The 18,740-nt window shown below is 43.4% G+C and carries 17 protein-coding genes; 3 read left to right on the top strand and 14 right to left on the bottom strand.

The genetic code is table 11. The features are described 5' to 3' along the window. Window positions 1-81 precede the first annotated feature (81 nt). From thrS to ccpA, 4 genes are all read right to left on the bottom strand, one after another. Window positions 82-2,025, bottom strand: a complete 1,944-nt coding sequence (gene thrS, locus HMPREF2704_RS06180; RefSeq protein WP_070845992.1) for a threonine--tRNA ligase — start codon at window positions 2,023-2,025, stop codon at window positions 82-84. A gap of 353 nt (window positions 2,026-2,378) precedes the next feature. Then, complete coding sequence (locus tag HMPREF2704_RS06175; protein WP_049485662.1) at window positions 2,379-3,701, bottom strand: glycosyltransferase family 4 protein; 1,323 nt, start codon at window positions 3,699-3,701, stop codon at window positions 2,379-2,381. Window position 3,702: 1 nt separating this feature from the next. Then, the gene (locus HMPREF2704_RS06170) at window positions 3,703-4,701 is read right to left on the bottom strand and encodes an LTA glycolipid anchor biosynthesis glycosyltransferase, IagA/BgsA family (RefSeq protein WP_003008161.1); all 999 of its coding nucleotides are present in this window, start codon (window positions 4,699-4,701) and stop codon (window positions 3,703-3,705) included. Between the two features lie 141 nt (window positions 4,702-4,842). After that, window positions 4,843-5,847: a catabolite control protein A gene (gene ccpA / locus HMPREF2704_RS06165; RefSeq protein ID WP_070845990.1), complete on the bottom strand. Its 1,005-nt coding sequence runs from the start codon at window positions 5,845-5,847 to the stop codon at window positions 4,843-4,845. A 160-nt stretch (window positions 5,848-6,007) separates the two neighbouring features. Between ccpA and HMPREF2704_RS06160 the strand changes: the two genes are divergently transcribed. Further along, complete coding sequence (locus tag HMPREF2704_RS06160) at window positions 6,008-7,090, top strand: M24 family metallopeptidase (protein WP_049483716.1); 1,083 nt, start codon at window positions 6,008-6,010, stop codon at window positions 7,088-7,090. 239 nt (window positions 7,091-7,329) lie between these two features. On the opposite strand, the gene HMPREF2704_RS06155 is transcribed toward HMPREF2704_RS06160, so the two are convergent. Both HMPREF2704_RS06155 and HMPREF2704_RS06150 read right to left on the bottom strand, forming a co-directional pair. Then, the gene (locus HMPREF2704_RS06155) at window positions 7,330-7,779 is read right to left on the bottom strand and encodes an Rrf2 family transcriptional regulator (RefSeq protein WP_045759708.1); all 450 of its coding nucleotides are present in this window, start codon (window positions 7,777-7,779) and stop codon (window positions 7,330-7,332) included. 111 nt (window positions 7,780-7,890) lie between these two features. Next, the gene (locus HMPREF2704_RS06150) at window positions 7,891-8,733 is read right to left on the bottom strand and encodes a metallophosphoesterase family protein (protein WP_049474334.1); all 843 of its coding nucleotides are present in this window, start codon (window positions 8,731-8,733) and stop codon (window positions 7,891-7,893) included. 208 nt (window positions 8,734-8,941) lie between these two features. Between HMPREF2704_RS06150 and HMPREF2704_RS06145 the strand changes: the two genes are divergently transcribed. Both HMPREF2704_RS06145 and HMPREF2704_RS06140 read left to right on the top strand, forming a co-directional pair. Continuing rightward, window positions 8,942-10,288, top strand: coding sequence for an Nramp family divalent metal transporter (locus HMPREF2704_RS06145; RefSeq protein WP_003013089.1), 1,347 nt, complete (start codon window positions 8,942-8,944; stop codon window positions 10,286-10,288). A 493-nt stretch (window positions 10,289-10,781) separates the two neighbouring features. Then, window positions 10,782-11,324 (top strand): TetR/AcrR family transcriptional regulator, encoded by a 543-nt coding sequence (locus tag HMPREF2704_RS06140; RefSeq protein WP_070845988.1) that lies wholly within the window; start codon window positions 10,782-10,784, stop codon window positions 11,322-11,324. A 421-nt stretch (window positions 11,325-11,745) separates the two neighbouring features. Here the strand turns inward: HMPREF2704_RS06140 and tehB are convergent, their stop codons facing one another. The 8 genes from tehB to mutM all read right to left on the bottom strand — a co-directional run bounded on the left by tehB (window position 11,746) and on the right by mutM (window position 18,695). After that, window positions 11,746-12,624: an SAM-dependent methyltransferase TehB gene (gene tehB, locus HMPREF2704_RS06135; RefSeq protein ID WP_070845986.1), complete on the bottom strand. Its 879-nt coding sequence runs from the start codon at window positions 12,622-12,624 to the stop codon at window positions 11,746-11,748. 130 nt (window positions 12,625-12,754) lie between these two features. Next, on the bottom strand, window positions 12,755-13,222 hold the full coding sequence (gene smpB, locus HMPREF2704_RS06130; protein ID WP_003005443.1) for an SsrA-binding protein SmpB: 468 nt from the start codon (window positions 13,220-13,222) through the stop codon (window positions 12,755-12,757). Beyond that, window positions 13,185-15,545 carry a ribonuclease R gene (rnr, locus tag HMPREF2704_RS06125; RefSeq protein WP_070845984.1) on the bottom strand — a complete coding sequence of 787 codons (2,361 nt, stop codon included), beginning with the start codon at window positions 15,543-15,545 and terminating at the stop codon, window positions 13,185-13,187. Before rnr ends, smpB begins: the two co-directional genes overlap by 38 nt. Before the next feature lie 98 nt (window positions 15,546-15,643). Continuing rightward, a complete protein-coding gene (gene secG / locus HMPREF2704_RS06120; RefSeq protein WP_003008189.1) occupies window positions 15,644-15,877 on the bottom strand; it encodes a preprotein translocase subunit SecG in 234 nt (77 codons plus the stop codon). A gap of 41 nt (window positions 15,878-15,918) precedes the next feature. Further along, the gene (gene rpmG, locus HMPREF2704_RS10850) at window positions 15,919-16,068 is read right to left on the bottom strand and encodes a 50S ribosomal protein L33 (protein WP_003005699.1); all 150 of its coding nucleotides are present in this window, start codon (window positions 16,066-16,068) and stop codon (window positions 15,919-15,921) included. Then, window positions 16,058-17,257, bottom strand: coding sequence for a multidrug efflux MFS transporter (locus HMPREF2704_RS06115; RefSeq protein WP_305367076.1), 1,200 nt, complete (start codon window positions 17,255-17,257; stop codon window positions 16,058-16,060). Before HMPREF2704_RS06115 ends, rpmG begins: the two co-directional genes overlap by 11 nt. Before the next feature lie 16 nt (window positions 17,258-17,273). Then, complete coding sequence (coaE, locus tag HMPREF2704_RS06110; protein ID WP_070845981.1) at window positions 17,274-17,870, bottom strand: dephospho-CoA kinase; 597 nt, start codon at window positions 17,868-17,870, stop codon at window positions 17,274-17,276. Next, entirely contained in the window at window positions 17,871-18,695 is an 825-nt protein-coding gene (mutM, locus tag HMPREF2704_RS06105; RefSeq protein ID WP_070845979.1) for a DNA-formamidopyrimidine glycosylase, read from the bottom strand. It abuts the gene before it with no gap. Between the last annotated feature and the right edge of the window lie 45 nt (window positions 18,696-18,740).

Below are 18,740 nucleotides of genomic sequence, written 5' to 3'. Positions count from 1 at the left end.
GGTTAAACAAAATAGAAAAAGCAACAACTGAAATAGTTGTTGCTTTTTCTTACTAAAAATATTTATCAGACTGTGATCGTTTTATTTCTCAACACGAGATTTATTTGCAATATCTGCAAGAATCAATTTTACAAATGCATCTACCGGCATGGTTTCTGTTTCTTTTTGACCATAACGGCGAACGTTTACAGCCTGCTCTTCCATTTCCTTGTCCCCAACGATTAATTGGTAAGGAATTTTTTGAGTTTGAGAAGCACGAATCTTGAACTGCATTTTCTCATTGCGTTCATCTACATCAGCACGGACACCACGGTCACGAAGTTTCTTAGCTACTTCCCAAGCGTAGTCCACGTGTTTTTCGTTCGATACTGGGATGAGGGTTACTTGGTGTGGCGCAAGCCAGGTTGGGAAAGCTCCCTTGTAGTTTTCAATCAAGATCGCAGTAAAGCGTTCCATAGTTGAAATAACCCCACGGTGGATCATAACTGGACGGTGTTCTTCCCCGTCTGCTCCAATGTAATGAAGATCAAAGCGTTCTGGAAGCAAGAAGTCCAGTTGGATCGTTGAAAGAGTTTCTTCTTTACCAAGAGCTGTTTTCACTTGGATATCCAATTTTGGTCCGTAGAAGGCTGCTTCCCCTTCAGCTTCATAGTACTCAACACCCATATCATCAACGGCTGCTTTCAACATACGTTGAGCATTTTCCCACATTTCATCGTTGTCAAAGTATTTGTGTTTGTCTTCAGGATCACGGTAAGACAAGCGGAAACGATAATCTGTCAAGTTAAAATCTTCATACACATCGATGATCAATTGAAGGATCTTCTTGAATTCTTCCTCGATTTGTTCTGGAGCCACAAAGGTATGACCATCATTCAGAGACATTTCACGCACACGTTGAAGTCCTGTAAGGGCACCAGATTTTTCATAACGGTGCATCATACCGATTTCAGCGATACGGATTGGCAATTCGCGGTAAGAGTGCACATGGTGTTTGTAAACTTCGATATGGTGAGGACAGTTCATTGGACGAAGAACAAACTCTTCTCCATCCCCCATATCCATTGGTGGGAACATGTCTTCACGGTAGTGATCCCAGTGACCTGAAGTCTTATAAAGTTCTACAGAAGCAATTGGTGGAGTGTAGACGTGTTGGTAGCCTGCTGCGACTTCTTTATCAACGATATAGCGTTCCAACTCACGACGGATGGTCGCACCATTTGGCAACCAAAATGGAAGACCTTGACCAACTTCTTGAGAAATCATGAACAAATCCAGCTCTTTCCCAAGTTTACGGTGGTCACGCTCTTTAGCTTCTTCACGCATTTGAAGGTAGTTCTTCAAATCTTTCTTGTCGAACCAAGCGGTACCGTAAATCCGTTGCATCATAGCGTTATCGCTATTTCCACGCCAGTAAGCACCTGCCACATTCAAAAGGTGGAAGATTTGGATGCGGCCTGTTGATGGAACGTGTGGGCCACGGCAGAGATCCACGTATTCACCTTGACGGTAGATCGTCAAACCACCTTCGTCTTCAGAGTGTTCTTCGATCAATTCCAATTTGTATGGATCATTTTTGAAGATTTCACGCGCTTCATCTTTAGTCACTTCTTCACGAATAGATGGGAAGTTTTCTTTAACGATTTTCTTCATTTCTTCTTCGATACGAGGAAGGTCTTCGTTAGAGATTTGACCAGCTTGGTTGTCTGTATCGTAGTAGAAACCATCTTCGATGGCTGGACCGACACCCAAGTGGATATCTGGGAAGAGGCGACGAGCTGCTTGAGCGAACAAGTGAGCCGCTGAGTGACGCAAGATTGGAAGAGCATCTTCGTGATCAGGTGTCACGATTTCAATGCTTCCGTCTTCAGTGATAGCACGAGTTGTGTCAATCAATTTGCCGTTGAATTTACCAGCAAGAGCTTTTTTTGCTAAGGAATTGCTGATTGATTGGGCAATTTCAAAAGTAGTAACGCCAGATTCGAATTCACGAACAGCGCCATCTGGGAAAGTAATTTGAATCATGATTTTCTCCTTATAAAGTTTTTAGTAGCTAAATGGGTGGGAGGTGTCTTTGAACATTGGAATCATCTCTTCTTTAGATTTCTTCATTAAGAAATCAAAAAAGCGACCTCCTCGAAAGGACGTCGCAACGTGGTTCCACCTTCATTTATGTTCCTCAAAAAAGAGGGACACCTCTGATTGGCTCTAACGTAGCCACCGTTTTATGTTTGCATAAAAGAATCACGAGTAGTCCCAAACCTATCCTCTACGCGATTTCCAGCCCCACGCGCTCTCTATCAGATTTCCTAGATTTGATATGTCTCTGTCAGTTATTATAGCACGATTGAAAAATTTTGCAAGAAAAAATTTCATTTTCAATCAAAGAAATGCGTGATTTTACGGATTTTCTTCACTTGTTTGACCGAAGCCTTCATCATCTTCACAGATCCATTGACCGGAAGAGCAATCACCTTGGTCGGGATTTTCACAATGGTCTTAGACATCCGCTTAACCCGGCTTTGCTCAGGATTCAAATCATTTGAAAAGTCTTTAGAGATGATTTTATCCAGGTAAAATTCGTAGACCCGACGGCCAAAGGTTGCTGCAGAAATATCATCAATCTTTTCTGCCCACTTGGTCTCATCAATTGCAGGCATCTCGTCAATCGCTTCAAGAATCGCTTGTGCCAGATCGCTCTCCTCATAAAAGAGCTTTCCAAACATAGGGTCATCAATCACATGATCGAGATAAGGATTGCCATGAGCGATAATCGGAGTACCACTTGCAATACTCTCTAAATAGGTCAACCCTTGCGTCTCACTCGTTGAAGCTGAAATAAAGAAGTCAGCCGCCTTATAGTAAAGAGCTGTCTCATTTGGTGGGATCATCCCTGTAAAGACAACCGCATCTGAAATCCCCAGTTTCGCCGCTTGTTTTTTCAAATCATCCAAATAAGGACCATCTCCAGCAACGATCAACTTAACTTTTGGATTGACCTTGAGGACATCAGGAAGAGCCGCAATAACAGCCTGAATATTCTTTTCATAAGAAACCCGCGACAGGCTCAATAAGAGCGTTTCATCTTCTGCGACTTCATATTTTTCACGAAGAGCAGCTGTCTCTGTCGGAGTGATTTCCGGCCGGTCAAACTTAGCCAAATCAATCCCTGTCGGAATAATACGTTTTTCTGCCTTGACCTTGTACTTTTGAAGTAAGTCATAGACGATCTCACTTGGACAGATCACGCCATCCAGATCATTCATATAACTTCTGACAATGTATTTGACCATACTTGGGCGAATGACCATGCCTCTTGCAATATAGCGGACATAGTCCTCATACTGGGTATGGTAGGTATGAATGACTGGAATCCGCAACTCGCGTCCAATCCACACTCCCAAAAGGCCCAGTGAAAACTCAGTCTGGGTATGGATAATATCCAGCTGGTATTGCTTGGCAATGGCAAGCGCCTTTGAGAAGCCACGATAAGCAACGCGGCGGTCCTTAAAGGCGAAGAAAGGCACACTTGGAATCCGAATGATCTGCCAATCTTCATAGCGGTTGACATCTTTATCCGTTGTCGTAAAGATAAAGACCGTGTGACCCAATTTTTCTAATTCTGTTTTGAGCGTCCGAATGCTGGTCGCCACTCCCGAAACTTGCGGGAAATAGGTATCTGTAAATAATCCTACACGCATCTTACATCTCCAAAACTGTTTGATAGGCTTCGACCAATTGATAAGCCACTAAGTCGATCGAACGACTTTCGGCGACCTTGTAACCAGCCTCCCGCTTGTCTACTTGTCCGTTCAAGACCTTGTTCAAGGAATCCACAAATTCGTCTACATTATGGCACAATTCAGAAGACGTCTCGTCAATCCAGCCATTGTATACTGGAATATCCCGCAAGACCGTGTGCTGATGACTGGCCAAGGCTTCCAAAACAACGATTCCTTCTGTTTCCTCATAAGATGGGAAGAAGAAAGCATCTGAACCTGTCATAGCCCCTTGGAAGACCGCTCCCTTGAAGTAGCCAGGGAATTCCACATTACTCGGATGATCCTTTTCCACGATACGACGAATCTTACGCGGAATGATCCATTTGTTGATAGAACCTAGCCAAATAAAGCGCACATCCGGCATGCGACGGGCCACTTCTACGAAATCTTCAATCCCTTTGCGTTTAAAATAAAGCCCTGCACAGATGACAACCTTTTGGCCTTCTTGGATATTAAAATGCTTGCGGAAGACCTCTTCTTTTTTCGGATCCTTCTTGTATTTTTCCAAATCAATTCCATTGGAGACCGCGATAATCGGTGTAGTCACCCCATAAGACTGAATCAAGTGTTTAGAATACTCAGATGGCGTGATCACATAGTCTGCCTTTTGGTACATGTGAGCCAAATACTTCCCAAACAAGGGCGCAAAAAAGTTAGACCCGATAAAGGAATTTTCAAAATCCTCACGGGTTGAATGGCCATGCATGATGACTTTCTTTCCACGACGCTTTGCTGCATGGAGCAAAAGGAAACTCCGTGGGCCATAGGTATTGATATGCACCACATCATAATCCCCTAAAATATCTGTCGTATACGGAATCCCAGCCAAATCCAGCGCATGCATTTGGTGCTGCAAGGCTCGACCAATTCCTGATTTTTGTAATACGGATTTTCCTTCTAAATACAGTAAAACTTTCATACCTTCTATTATACCGAAATAAAGAGTGCCCAGCAAGTCTCTACCTGTTTCTAGTATAAAAAAGAGGCTAGAACAGTTTTGTTCTAACCTCTCAGACTAGTAAACACGTCTTCCCAAGTCGAGACTCTAGTCTACTAATCCTTATTTTTTCGTCGTTCCACGTTGGTTGATCGTATGAGACAACGACACTTCGCGTTCTTCCAACTCTTCTTTGTGCATGATCTTGGTCAACATACGCATACTAATCGCACCAAGGTCATACAAGGGTTGGCCAATCGTTGATAGATTTGGACGCGTGTAACGTGTTACTTGTGAATCATCACTAGTAATGATTTCAAAGTCTTCTGGTACTTTGATACCGTGATCAGACAAGCCATTCAAGAGACCTGCAGCCAATTCATCACCTGTCACAAAAGCAGCTGTTGCTTTTGACGCAATGATGCGTTCTGCCAAGTTGTAACCTTCATCATAACGGTATTTCGATTCAAAGACAAGTCCTTCGCTGTAGCTCAATTTTTTCGTTTTCAAAGCTTCTTTATAGCCAGCCAAACGGATTTTTCCATTGATATCATCCACCAATGGGCCACTTACAAAAGCAATTTTCTTATTGTGTTTTGCCAATTGTGCAACAGCATCAACAGTCGCTTGCTTGTAGTCGATATTGACACTTGGTAATTGGTGTTCTACATCGACTGTCCCAGCAAGGACGACTGGCGTCCGAGAGCGTGAAAACTCTGAGCGAATCTTTTCTGTCAAGTGATAGCCCATGAAAATGATTCCATCCACTTGTTTTGAAAAGAGGTTGTTTACTACTGAAACTTCTTTGTCATCGTCTTCATCGCTATTTGCAAGGACGATGTTGTACTTGTACATTTCCGCAATGTCATCGATCCCCTTAGCCAATGTAGAGAAATAGCTATTCGTGATGTTTGGAATCACAACACCGACTGTTGTGGTTTTCTTGCTAGCAAGACCACGCGCAACAGCATTTGGACGGTAATCCAAGCGTTCGATCACTTCCAAAACTTTTTTACGTGTATTTTCTTTAACGTTCTTATTTCCATTCACTACACGACTAACGGTTGCCATTGAAACCCCTGCTTCACGGGCGACATCATAAATCGTTACTGTATCGTCTGTATTCATAAGATTTCCTTTCATTATTGAAAATTTCGTTTTCACTCTCTAATTAATCCTATTTTATCATGGATTGTAAACACTTTCAAGTATTTTGGTAAAATTTTGTAAACTCTTGCTTTTTTGGGGAAAATTTGACAAAATAGATCCATAGAAAGAAGGTAGCATTATGTCTAAATTAGATCAAATCGTCGAATTTCTTGAAACTGAAAAAACAGACGTCGCTGTTGTATCTGATCCTGTCACGATCAATTACCTGACTGGATTTTACAGTGATCCCCACGAACGCCAACTCTTCTTGTTCGTCTATACAGACCACGAACCCCTTCTCTTCGTTCCTGCACTTGAAGTGGAACGGGCGACTGCAGTTGTCGATTTCCAAGTAGTTGGCTATGTAGATTCTGAAAACCCTTGGGAAAAGATTAAAGGGGCTATCGCTAAACCAGATGCCAAAACTGTTGCACTTGAATATGATAACTTGATTCTGACCAAGTACAATGGATTGCGCACTGTCTTTGAAAAAGCGGAATTTACTAACTTAACACCACGGATTAACCGCATGCGCTTGATCAAATCTGCTGATGAGATCCAAAAGATGTTGGTGGCCGGTCAATACGCAGATAAGGCTGTCAATATGGGTTTTGACGCCATCTCACTGGATAAAACGGAAACTGATATCGTGGCAGAAATCGACTTTGGCATCAAACGCTTGGGCTATGAAATGAGCTTTGAAACTATGGTCTTGACGGGGAATAATGCAGCTAACCCACACGGAATTCCTGGAAGCAATAAAGTCGAAAACAATGCTCTCTTGCTCTTTGACCTTGGCTGTATGGTCAATGGTTATGCATCAGATATGACCCGTACCGTCGCGGTTGGAAAACCGGATGATTTCAAAAAAGAAATCTACCACTTGACGTTAGAAGCTCAACAAGCAGCCATCGATATGATCAAACCTGGTGTAACCGCACATGACGTTGACCGTGCTGCACGGAGCGTCATCGAAAAAGCTGGCTATGGTGAATACTTCAACCACCGCCTTGGACACGGTATCGGTATGGATGTGCATGAATTCCCTTCTATTATGGAAGGAAATGACCTGGTGCTTGAAGAAGGCATGTGCTTCTCAGTCGAACCTGGGATCTATATCCCAGGTAAAGTCGGAGTCCGTATCGAAGACTGCGGCTATGTCACAAAAGACGGCTTTGGACTCTTTACAGAAACCAGCAAAGACTTGCTTTACTTTGACTAATCCTTTTGTAGATCCAAGTCGCAGCAAACAGAATGTTTCGTCAATAAATATAAAAAATGAGGCTGGGACAAAAGTCCTAGCCTCTTAATTTTTTTTGGATTGTCGAACAAGACGCAGTGGTTGAGTAGGCTCTACTACGCTGATTTCATCAGCTTTTACAGCCTACTCAACTGTGCGGAGGTGGGACGACGAAATCGAATTCTAACGAATGACCGATTTCTGTCCCACTCTCTTTTTTCTTATGAAACCGATTCGAGGTCCATTCTTTTCTGCGCGTCTTCTACGACTTCTTTTAGGCTGGTTTGAGCCATCTCTTTTTCCATAGCAGTCTGAATGTCTTCGAGCTTCCCATCTAAGACATGATGGATATTGTGACCTATTGGGCAATTTGGATTGGGGTTTTCATGGAAACCAAATAATTGGCCTGTCGAACCTAAGCATTCGACCGCTTGATAGATATCCAGCAGACTGATCTCATCTGCTGCTTTAGCGAGTTCAGCTCCTCCTGTCCCACGCGCTACATGGATCAATCCCGCTTTCTTTAACTGAGACAAGGTCTTTCGAATAATGACCGGGTTCACCCCAACACTCTCAGCAATCATATCACTGGTCACCTTGGTACAGTCCCCTTTTAGGGCAATCATCACTAGTACATGGGTTCCAATGGTAAACCGACTCGAAATTTGCATGTCTTTTCTCCTTTCTGCCTGTTCTAAAAGTGACATCCATTGGACGATTGTCAACAGACGACTCTTACTACCCTTATTATACTAGTTTTTGTTGTAATGTCAACAGTTACACTATTGAAAAAAGTCCTCTAACCAAGCATCGATTTCTCGATCATGACCTTCTCTCTGCTCAATCTCATGAAGTAGCTCATGATCGTGGGTATGATGAATGCCATTGACCAAACTTTCATAATACACTTGATAATAAGGAAGATGGAGGTCTTTAGCAAGTTGGAGTTCTTTTTGCACATCATAATCCACCCGTCTAAAATCGATATCTTTTAGCCCCATTTGATCAAATTCAAGAATGGCATACATGGCCCGAAGATCCTTGCGAAGATTCTTTTCCAAAAAGAAAGGTTGACCGATCGACCCAGGATTGATGATCAGTTCTCCTCCTGTCCCGTAGCGAAAAAACTGCTGGTGAATGTGTCCGTAGACTGCAATATCACAAGACGGATTTGTCACCAAGCGATCAAAATCCTTCTGCTCACCAATGTGGATCAATTCCCGACCCCAATTCTTATCGGGTAAGTGGTGGGTAATGCCGATCTTTAAACCGGCGATTTCTCTATGGACCTGCATGGGCATTTCCTGCATGGCTTCAATTTCCTGAGGCGTGATTTCTTCAAGAATATATTGACACTGGCGCATAAGGTAGCGATGGCTTGATCTAGTCTCATCCAACATCCCCCTCATGGCGCGCCAAAGACTATCTTCCCAGTTTCCAAGGACTTTCACCGTAATAGGAAGCTCCTCTAACAGCTCCAAAAGGGCGCGTCTGCCTGTTCCAGGCATCAAACTATCACCCAAGAGCCAATATTCATCCACCTTGGCTTTTCGACTATCCTCAAGGACAGCTTCCAAAGCTGTCGTATTTCCATGAATATCTGAAAGTAAAGCAATTTTAGTCATGATCTTCTCCTTCTCTCCATTATAACAAAGCCTCAAAAATCTTTCAGCCTGAAACAACTATTTATAGGAAGTTCCTTTTTTTCTATTTATTTGATTTTCAAATGATTTTTCACTAAAAAGGGCAAGAAACCTCTCATTATCATGAACTATTATATATTTTATGCTATAATGGAGACAAATTGATTTATTCTTAGAAAGAAGGCTCATCATGAGTTTACAACAGTTTGAAAGGAAATCACTTCAAGAAATCAACCAATCTATTGACGTACCAAAAGGCATCCCTTTTTGGAAGACCCTCCTGCTCTTTTCAGGACCAGGAAGTCTAGTAGCTGTCGGCTATATGGATCCGGGAAACTGGATTACTAGTGTCGTCGGAGGGGCCCAATACCGTTACCTACTCTTATCAGTGGTTCTTCTCTCCTCTTTAATCGCCATGCAGTTGCAACAAATGGCTGGTAAACTAGGAATTGTCCATCGTAAGGACCTGGCCCAAACAACCGCCCATCACTTGCCAAAATGGCTTCGCTATACCCTTTGGATTGTGATCGAGCTTGCCCTGATGGCGACAGATTTAGCAGAAGTCATCGGATCAGGGATTGCCCTCCACCTTCTTTTTGGCTGGCCCTTGCTTTTTTCCATTCTGATCACCATCTTTGATGTCTTCCTCTTATTGGGGCTCATGCATCTAGGATTTCGAAAGATCGAGGCCATCGTTTCAACCTTGATCCTCACGATCCTTGCAATTTTCGGCTATCTGGTTTTCCTATCGAAACCAGATATCGGGGGAATCTTTGCTGGATTCCTGCCTCAAAAAGAAGTACTGGGAATTGGGCTTCCAAAAGGAAATGAAGCCTTGACCTTGGCACTTGGAATCATCGGGGCAACGGTAATGCCCCACAACCTCTACCTCCACTCTTCCATTTCGCAAACGCGAAAAGTTGATTATAAGGATCCAGCAGATATCAAACGGGCAGTGCGCTTTATGACCTGGGATTCAAATATTGAATTGAGTTTGGCTTTCGTCGTCAACTCCCTCCTCTTGATTCTTGGAGCGGCCCTCTTCTTCGGGCACGGAGATAAGATTGGTGCTTTCTCTAGCATGTACAATGCCCTCAAGGATAACCATATTGCTGGTGCCATCGCAAGTCCTTTCTTGTCCACTCTCTTTGCCATCGCTTTGTTAGCTAGTGGTCAAAATTCAACCATTACTGGGACCCTAACCGGTCAAATCGTTATGGAAGGTTTCTTGAGATTCCGCCTGCCACAATGGGTCGTTCGTCTCATGACTCGGATCATTGCCCTTCTTCCTGTCATCATCGTTGCGATCTTATTTGGAGATCAGGAACATGTCCTCGACGACCTTCTAGTCTACTCTCAAGTCTTCCTATCAGCGGCTCTTCCATTCTCCATCTTCCCTCTGGTTTATTTCACCTCCAACAAGGAAATCATGGGAGAACATGTTAATGCGAAATGGAATACTTTCTTAGGCTATCTCGTTGCGATTGTCTTAACTATCTTAAATTTCAATTTGATCGTGACGACTTTTATCAAATAAAGAGAGAGTGGGACAGAAATCGGTAATTCGTTAGAATTCGATTTCGTCGTCCCACCTCCGCACAGTTGAGTAGGGCTGTATAAGCTGATGAAATCAGCGTAGTAGAGCCCACTCAACCACTGCGTCTTGCTCGACAATCCAAAAATAATTGAGAGGCTAGGACTTTTGTCCCAGCCTCTTTTGGTTTATTACACTCCCTTTTCCATCTTGCTCCTCCATTTCCTAAAAATTTCCTGACCATTTTTTTAGGAGGGAATTATTTTAAATCACTAATTATTGTGAGATTTTCACAAAATCTTGTCAGTGCCCGTCACTCATAAACTTTTAAAATTTTTGTACATTTTTCGTTATCTGTACAAAAATGAGAATTGTTGTCTAATTTATTCTTTTGGAGTATAATGCTCTTTGTTAGTGTCGTGAAATTATTTAACCTATAAATTATTTTAACGTCAAATAAATAAGAATAAATTTATACAACTACAGAAAGGAACATATGGTACGCCAAAGACAAACAACAACCAAGTCAGACTTACGAAATGCGCTCTCAAAACTCCTCTTGCAACAACCTTTTGAAAGCATCACTATTCGACAATTAACTGAAACCGCTGGGATTAACCGCGGGACCTTCTACTTGCACTATGTCGATAAATACGACATGTTTGAGCAAATGAAAATGGACATGATGCAAGAATTGGATAGCCTCTTCGTTGAAGGAAGCCCTGTCAAGGTGAACTTTCTCAATGTCTTGACTGCTATTAAAGAGAATTATGATTTTATTTATGCGTTGTCCCAATCCTGCTGCTCGGACTTCCGTAAATTGGTAAGAAGTTTTACCCTCCATGCACTAGACGATACTCCCCATGCGAAAGAACACATCATTTCAGACTTTCAAGTTCCATACAAGTATGGGCTAGAAATTTTCATCGCTACGATTGAATCTGTAATTGTGACCTGGTTAGAATCCGGTGCCAAGGAAGAGCCAATCGAAATCGGGACGATCATTCTCAGCGTCTGCGACTTTGCTAACTGGAACTAAATTCCCCAACCTTCTCCTACCTTTATGGAGAAGGTTTTTCTTTTTGGCAAATAAACAACATTCAGATCACCTTGTCCAACTTGTTTGTAGAAAGCAAAAAGGCAGGATCCTAACATCCTACTTTTAGAATGTAGACAAATTACTTTAAAGTAAAATAAGTTAAGCGATTTTGCAAAAAAAAATAAAAATGAGTTCCAATTTTTAAATCGATTCAAGAAAATACCGAAACTTTCCGCTGTGAGAAAAGTGCCTGAAACAATAACATTTCAGGCACTCGGGAGTTTTGAGACCCTAGGCTCAAAACTAAGTCTTGGAACTTCTTGGATTGCTGAAATCATCCACTGGATAATTTCACCTAACGTCCGTACTCACCTAAGGAAGGTTTTTTATATGACTTTGTCTTCAATCTGAAGGCAGGATCTTAACATCCTGCTTTTTCTTTATTTTTCTTTGCCAACATGGTTGCAAATCGAAGTTGAATCCGATGGCCATTTTCATCTCGACGATGGAGATGGCCTGGATTTTCATTGTACTTGACCAATTCCCAATCCTTGTAATACTCCGCCAATTCTCCTTCTTTAAAGGTGAACGAGAAGGGCATCTGGCAAGGATAATCTTCCGTATCCATGGCACAGACAATGAGATTGTAACCACCTGGATTGGTATGCTCTTGCATATTGCGGATAATCGCTGGAATCCGATCAGCCTCTAAAAACATGAGGACCACAGTCGATATGATGAAGTCATAGTTTTGGGTAAGAGCTGCAGCATTGATATCATAGAGTCCCACTGGCATCTCTAGATCTTCCTCAGCGACAATACTTTGTAAGATCTCAAGAGCCAGTTCATTTTGATCCACCGCTGTTACGTCAAAGCCATGTTGGGCCAAAAAGAGGGCGTTTCGACCTTGCCCGCATCCTAGATCCAGCGCCTTTCCAGCTGGGACAATTCCCACTGCTTCTAGCACTTCTGAATGGACAGGATTGGTATTGTATTTTTTGGGGAAATAGTCTTTTGGCTCACAGTAAAATTCCAAGTACCACTCCACATCGTCCGTCGCTACTTCCACACGGTGCCAGGCCTGGGGCTCAGCCATGGGGTTCTCTGCTCCTGCTTCAAATAGGTGGCTCGCGATTTCTTCCCCCTCTTCGGTCAATTCAATAAATCGTAACTGACCTTTTAAAACTGTAATCTTCCCCCAGGTTCCTACCTTGGTATTGTGCTTTCTTTGAAGAGCTTCTGGCATGCTATCCTTAGTCCAGATAGGCATGCGTTTGTAGGCGATCAATTTTTGTGTCATGCTGCTTCTCCTTTTTCTTTCACTACCCTTATCATACAGAAAAAAGCCCCTTTTTACAAGTTGGAAAAAGGAGAGCCCATCTCCAAGAAAAAAGACAGATCTGAAACAAGTTTCAAAACTGTCTTTTTCTTTAACGTGTATTGTATTGTTTCATGACCCGTGCGATGTCCCGGTTTTGTTCCCGACGCTTGATGGATTCACGCTTGTCATAATCATGTTTCCCTTTAGCGAGCCCCAAAAGCAATTTGGCATAGCCGTCCTTGAGATAGACCTTCAAAGGCACCAAGGTCATTCCGGTCCCTTTGGTGTCTTGGTCCAGCTTTTGGATTTGCTTTTTATGAAGAAGGAGCTTGCGACGACGGTCTGGATCTTGGTTCCAGATATTGCCTTCCTCATAAGGGGCAATGTGGACATTGCTAAGCCAAACTTCGCCATTTTTTACTTGTGCAAAGCCATCTTTCAAGTTAATGCGTGCCGCACGGACACTTTTGATCTCTGTCCCCGTCAGCACCATCCCTGCTTCAATCGTATCCACGATGGTGTAGTCATGTCTCGCCTTTTTATTTTGCGCGACTACCTTTCCTTCGCCCTTTGCCATGTTTGGCTCCTTTCTTTGCTACTTCCTTGTAAAATGGTTTCTTCCCTTTTTTCTTTTTGGATTTAGAGGAAGAATCTTTCCGCTTGTCATCTTTTCTAGCGGTTGATCCCTTAGAAACTTTTTTGTCCTTGCGTCTGCGATCTCTACGATTGCCATCTCGGTCACGTCCTTTAGACTTGAGACCTTTTTCGACGACATCCCATTCACTTGGAATATAAGAGAAATCAATCTCTCCTGTCATCTTGTCGGCTCTTTCTACCTTGATCCGGATTTGCTGACCGACACGGAAGGTCACTCCTGATTTTTCTCCGCGAAGGGTTAGATCCCGTTCGTTAAAATGGTAGAATTCAGGAAGATTAGTAATATGGATCAAACCTTCAACCGTATTGGGCAACTCCACAAAGAGGCCAAATTTTACCACACTGGAAACCACGGCATCGTATTCTTCACCAACATAGTCTTCCATGTATTCAGCCTTCTTCATGGCTTCTACTTCGCGCTCGGCATCAATAGCCCGGCGTTCCCGACTAGAGGATTGGCTGGCAATGTCTGGAAGGACTTGTTCAAAGTGTTCAGCCACTTCTTGGGATTTTCCATATTCGCGCACCATTCGATGAACCATCAGGTCCGGATACCGACGGATGGGACTGGTAAAGTGGGTATAAAACTCAGCAGCAAGCCCATAGTGGCCATGGTTGTGCTCTGAGTAGCGGGCCTGTTGCATCGAGCGCAACAACATCATTGAGAGAACGTCTGCATAGGGTTCTCCTTCGACCTTGCGCATAATTTCTTGTAGGGCTTCTTGACTCATCTCACTAGCCGTTCCGTAGATTTGGATCCCAAAGCTGGAAGCATAATCGATAAACTTCTGTACTTTTTCTGCCTTTGGATCTTCATGGATCCGGTAGATGAACGGCAGTTTCAGTCGCGTAAAGTGCTCCGCCACCGTTTCATTGGCAATCAACATAAAGGACTCAATCATCCGCTCCGCAATTCCTCTTTGACGGAGGACGATATCAACTGGTTTTCCTTCTTTATTGACTAGGATTTTAGCCTCATTGGTATCAAAATTGAGGGCTCCTCGGCGAATCCGCATGCTTTCTAGAATACCATGCAGGGTGGCCATTTGATGAATACTTGGGACAATTTTCTTAAACTCTTGAGCCTTTTCTTCGTCGCCTGCTAAGATATCATTGACGTCACTATAGGTCATTCGGAAGGTCGTATTGATCACTGTTTGGGTAATGGTGTGCTTGACTACCTTGCCATGAGGATCAATCTCCATGATGGCAGACTGGGTCAAGCGGTCCACATTTGGATTTAAAGAACAGATCCCATTAGAGAGACGCTCTGGTAACATGGGTACTACTCGGTCAGTCACATAGACAGAAGTTGCACGATTTAGAGCTTCCTTATCAAGTGCTGAGCCTTCTGTAACGTAATAAGAGACATCTGCGATGTGAACCCCCAGCTCAAAATTGCCGTTCTTGAGCGGCTTGATATGGACCGCATCGTCCAAGTCTTTGGCATCCGCTCCGTCGATCGTAAAGGTAATCTCCTCTCGCAGATCCAACCGCCCCTCTAAATCCTTTGCAGACGGTGCATCTGGAACCTGCTCAGCCTCTTTCAGCACTTCTTCTGGAAATTCTGAGACAATGTCCATGGATTCTAACACTTCCAAGACATCGATTCCTGGATCTGTCACATGACCGACCACATCCCGCACAGTCGCCACAAAATAATTGTGTTTGCGGCTCGGGTATTGATCAATTTCGACTTTGAGGATTTCGGTCCCTTCCAATTGGATGGCTGGCTTCTTCACATAGATCAGCTGGCTGATTTTTTGATTTTTCGAACGAATGTAGCCGGCATATTTGGGCTTTTCCTCATCCAGAACAATTTGTCCAACAACCGTTTTGACGCTATGATCCAAGACATCAATAATCTTAGCTTCTGCTGCCGTTCCTTTGTTTCGGTCTGCTACCTTGGTAATGACGATCTCAACAGTATCCCCATCGATGGCGTGGTTGACATCATTTCGACCAACAAAGAGGTCCTCTTCTTCGCCTTCTAAACTGACAAAGCCAAAGCCATTTTTATGGGCATGAAAGAGCCCCTTGAGGGTAATGGCTGGGGCCTTCTTTTGAGCCAAACGAAGAGAGCCATCATCCTCGAATTTCAACTCATGACGGCGTTCCATCAGAGAGATGGTTTTGACCAAGTCACGAAAATCCTTAGATCCTTCTTTTCCTAGAGCTGCTGCCAGATCATTGATCTGGGCTTTGTCATGCTCTTGTAAATATTCTTTTATATCTGTTTTCATTAATTTTTTGCTGGTTATCCAGCCTCCTTTTTTCTATCTAATTTTATAATCATCGTTTTGCAAAATAAAAATAGGCAAAGACATTGTCTGAGCCTATCTTATCTACTAGAAAGTACCATTAAGATCATCGCGATCAATAACCAAAAGAAGATCATAATAGCTGTTAAACGCTGCATCACGGCTTCAAACCCGCGCGCTTTTGAACGTTCAAACAAGTCATTTGAGCTTGCGTCAAAGACGTTGCTCGATTGGTTTTTTGTTGGTTGCATAAAAATTGCGATAATAATCAATACTGATAATACTAGTAAAATAGTTGTTAATGCTCCGCTCATATTCAAAACTCCTTAAAATCCTCACTATTATACCATGAAAATCATTTTGATTCAATATGTAAGGTTACTTTTCTTTCCTTGGGACAATACTTCAAGACCTCGATCTTTTCAGGATGGGTTTTGGTATTTTTACTGGTCAAATAATTCTGACTCCCACAGCTGGTGCAGGTCAATTGAACTTTAATTCGCACGTACGTCTCTCACTTTCAAATACTTTCTAAATAAGAATAAGAGGAACATCAAATCGGTAAAGGCCAAAAGGGCTGTACCGTAAAATACCCAATGATAGCCAAAATGCATGAAAATACTCGATCCCATCATTGGCCCTAATACACCACCTAAGTAATAAAAGAGCTGGTTGTAGCTAAAGATCCGAGAAATCCCTTCAGGAGGGGTTAAACGATTCAATAATGCAGAAACTCCTGGTAGTAGGGCTCCTGTCCCGATCCCAAAGAGGAAGCGTAAAATCCCTAATTGAAGGGGTGATTGCGCTTGGGCACAAAGGATATAGAGACAGCCACTATAAAGAAGGGCGATTAATAAGAGCCGGTGATTCCCGATTCGGTCTCCGAGTTTTCCCATCCAACCTGAAAAGAGCATACTAGAGACTCCCATAGCTGAAACAATCATCCCCGATACAAAGATCAGGTTATCTCTTTGTCCCAAAGCTCGCACATAAAGAGGCAGGATCGGAGAAATAGATTGAGCGATCATTTGAATGGTCATGCTGGTCAAAAAGAGGCCCAAGAGAATATCCTTCTGCTGAATAGATTTGAGCAACTGCCAACTGGATTTTTGTTCTTCTTTTGGAAGGGGCTCATAGTCTTCCTCAATGCCCCAGAAGGTTAAGAGGGAAACCAAAAATAAGAAGAAGCCGACCAAGAGAAAGACATTGCGCATTCCTAGATTTTCGGCAATGAGTCCCCCAATCAAAGGACCCATCAAGGTTCCAGCCACGACACCGGTCGACAAGGTCCCTAGGGCATAGCCAGATTGGTCCTTGGGAACTTGACTGGCAATCAGGGCTGTACTATTGGGGACAAAGCCTGAAAAGACCCCATTGAGCAAGCGTAGGACCAAGAGCCAAAAGACGGATGGGACAAAGGCAATGCCTCCCATGGTCAGCGTCATGGCAATGGAAGCTCTAAGCATCATGGGTTTTCGACCATAGCGGTCGGCTAGGCTCCCCCAGATGGGAGACATGATCGCAGAGGTTACAGAAGAACTCGCAACGGCTATGCCAGCATAAAAGGGAACAGCCTTGCCCGTAACACCCAACTCTTCCACAAAGAGGGCCATAAAAGGAACGACTAAAGAAAGGCTGGCTCCGATGAAAAAGCACCCGATCCAGGCAATATATAGATTTTTACGCCAATTGATTTCTCTTGTGATAAAATCATCTTCTTTCTAATTGTTGTAGGGCTACATCTAATTGGGCATAGAGGGCCGTTAGATCGCCATTATTGTCTAGAACCAGATCTGCATGGGCTCTTTTTTCATCTAGCGTCATTTGAGACGCGATGCGTTCTTGGGCCTGCAGTTCCGATAAGTGGTTGCGTTCCATCAGGCGCTTGAGCTGGGTTTCTTTTGACACAGCTACCAACCAGACAGATTCAAACCACTCTTCATAGCCTTGCTCGATTAAGAGAGGAATATCCATAAAAAAGAGACCGGATTGTGCAGCTTGTCTATCTCTTACCTCAGCTAGAGCCTCACGAATAAGCCTGCCTTGGACGCGATTGGACCAGTTTCTTTCACTAGGATTTGAAAAGATCCGCTGACCCAAAGCGACGCGGTCCAGCTCTCCTTCTTTGGTAAGGATCTCTCTCCCAAAATGATCTACTAAGACACGGTAGAGGGCTCCTCCTGGTGCTTGCAAGTCATGGACCACTCGATCAGCATCAATAACCGGATAGCCTTTTTCTCTCAAATAGGAGGTGACAGTGGACTTTCCTGAAGCAATCCCTCCTGTTAATCCAATGATTCTCGCCATCTAGTTCTCCTTTTGGCAGTGAGGGCAAAAATGGGTTCCACGTCCCCCCAGCTGAATTTTCTCAATCGGCGTCCCGCAGCGCAAACACGGCTGGCCTGTTTTTCCATAGACCTGGTGTTCTTCCTGCATGGTGCCGTCTTCTCCAAAAGCATTGCTGTAGGAGCGAATGGTGGAGCCACCCTTTTCAACAGCTTGAGCAAGCACAGCAATCGTTTCTTTGCGAACGGCTTTGGCTTCTCTAGCAGTCAAGCTTTGACCCAAACGAGCTGGATGAACCTTGGCTCGATAAAGGACCTCATCCACATAGATATTGCCCAGACCGGCCACTAATTTTTGGTCTAAAAGAGCTGATTTAATGGGTTTCTTTGATTTTTTAAGAGCTGCTTGGAAGGCTGGTTCTTTAAAATCCGCTTCCGTCGGCTCTGGACCAATTTTTTTCGCCAAAAAATAGCTGTCGTCAAGCTCAGGTACTAGGACTTCCATGGTCCCAAACTTGCGGACATCTTCATAGACCAGAGTACCACCATCTGTGAAATGAAAGAAGACATGGGCATGCTTGCGAAGAGGAACCTCGTCTGGATAAAAGAAATACTTGCCTTCCATCCGCAAATGCGAGATGAGGACCAGATCCGTCAGATAAAATAAAAGGTATTTCCCACGGCGCCCCATGGCCCGAATTTCTTGACCTGGAAGATCTTGACAAAAAGCATCTAGATCCGTCTGAATCATCTTAGGATACCTTACTTCCACTGACTGAATGGTTTTTCCAAGAATTAATTTCTCAAGACCGCGTCGAACCGTCTCTACTTCTGGTAATTCAGGCATAGAACTCCTTTCAAAAACAAGAAGCAGGCTTCTGCCCACCTCTTC

Origin of the sequence: Streptococcus sp. HMSC076C09 (assembly GCF_001837905.1) — a bacterium.
Taxonomy (GTDB): domain Bacteria; phylum Bacillota; class Bacilli; order Lactobacillales; family Streptococcaceae; genus Streptococcus; species Streptococcus parasanguinis_I.
This window is presented reverse-complemented; position numbering and strand designations above follow the sequence as displayed.

Coding starts and splice junctions, on each gene's coding strand:
- HMPREF2704_RS06170 (WP_003008161.1), bottom strand. CDS start 4,701: ATGAAAGTTTTACTGTATTTAGAAGGAAAATCCGTATTACAAAAATCA.
- HMPREF2704_RS06155 (WP_045759708.1), bottom strand. CDS start 7,779: ATGCAAATTTCGAGTCGGTTTACCATTGGAACCCATGTACTAGTGATG.
- HMPREF2704_RS06150 (WP_049474334.1), bottom strand. CDS start 8,733: ATGACTAAAATTGCTTTACTTTCAGATATTCATGGAAATACGACAGCT.
- smpB (WP_003005443.1), bottom strand. CDS start 13,222: ATGGCAAAGGGCGAAGGAAAGGTAGTCGCGCAAAATAAAAAGGCGAGA.
- secG (WP_003008189.1), bottom strand. CDS start 15,877: ATGAGCGGAGCATTAACAACTATTTTACTAGTATTATCAGTATTGATT.
- HMPREF2704_RS06175 (WP_049485662.1), bottom strand. CDS start 3,701: ATGCGTGTAGGATTATTTACAGATACCTATTTCCCGCAAGTTTCGGGA.
- HMPREF2704_RS06140 (WP_070845988.1), top strand. CDS start 10,782: ATGGTACGCCAAAGACAAACAACAACCAAGTCAGACTTACGAAATGCG.
- ccpA (WP_070845990.1), bottom strand. CDS start 5,847: ATGAATACAGACGATACAGTAACGATTTATGATGTCGCCCGTGAAGCA.
- mutM (WP_070845979.1), bottom strand. CDS start 18,695: ATGCCTGAATTACCAGAAGTAGAGACGGTTCGACGCGGTCTTGAGAAA.
- thrS (WP_070845992.1), bottom strand. CDS start 2,025: ATGATTCAAATTACTTTCCCAGATGGCGCTGTTCGTGAATTCGAATCT.
- rnr (WP_070845984.1), bottom strand. CDS start 15,545: ATGAAAACAGATATAAAAGAATATTTACAAGAGCATGACAAAGCCCAG.
- coaE (WP_070845981.1), bottom strand. CDS start 17,870: ATGGCGAGAATCATTGGATTAACAGGAGGGATTGCTTCAGGAAAGTCC.
- tehB (WP_070845986.1), bottom strand. CDS start 12,624: ATGACACAAAAATTGATCGCCTACAAACGCATGCCTATCTGGACTAAG.
- HMPREF2704_RS06160 (WP_049483716.1), top strand. CDS start 6,008: ATGTCTAAATTAGATCAAATCGTCGAATTTCTTGAAACTGAAAAAACA.
- HMPREF2704_RS06145 (WP_003013089.1), top strand. CDS start 8,942: ATGAGTTTACAACAGTTTGAAAGGAAATCACTTCAAGAAATCAACCAA.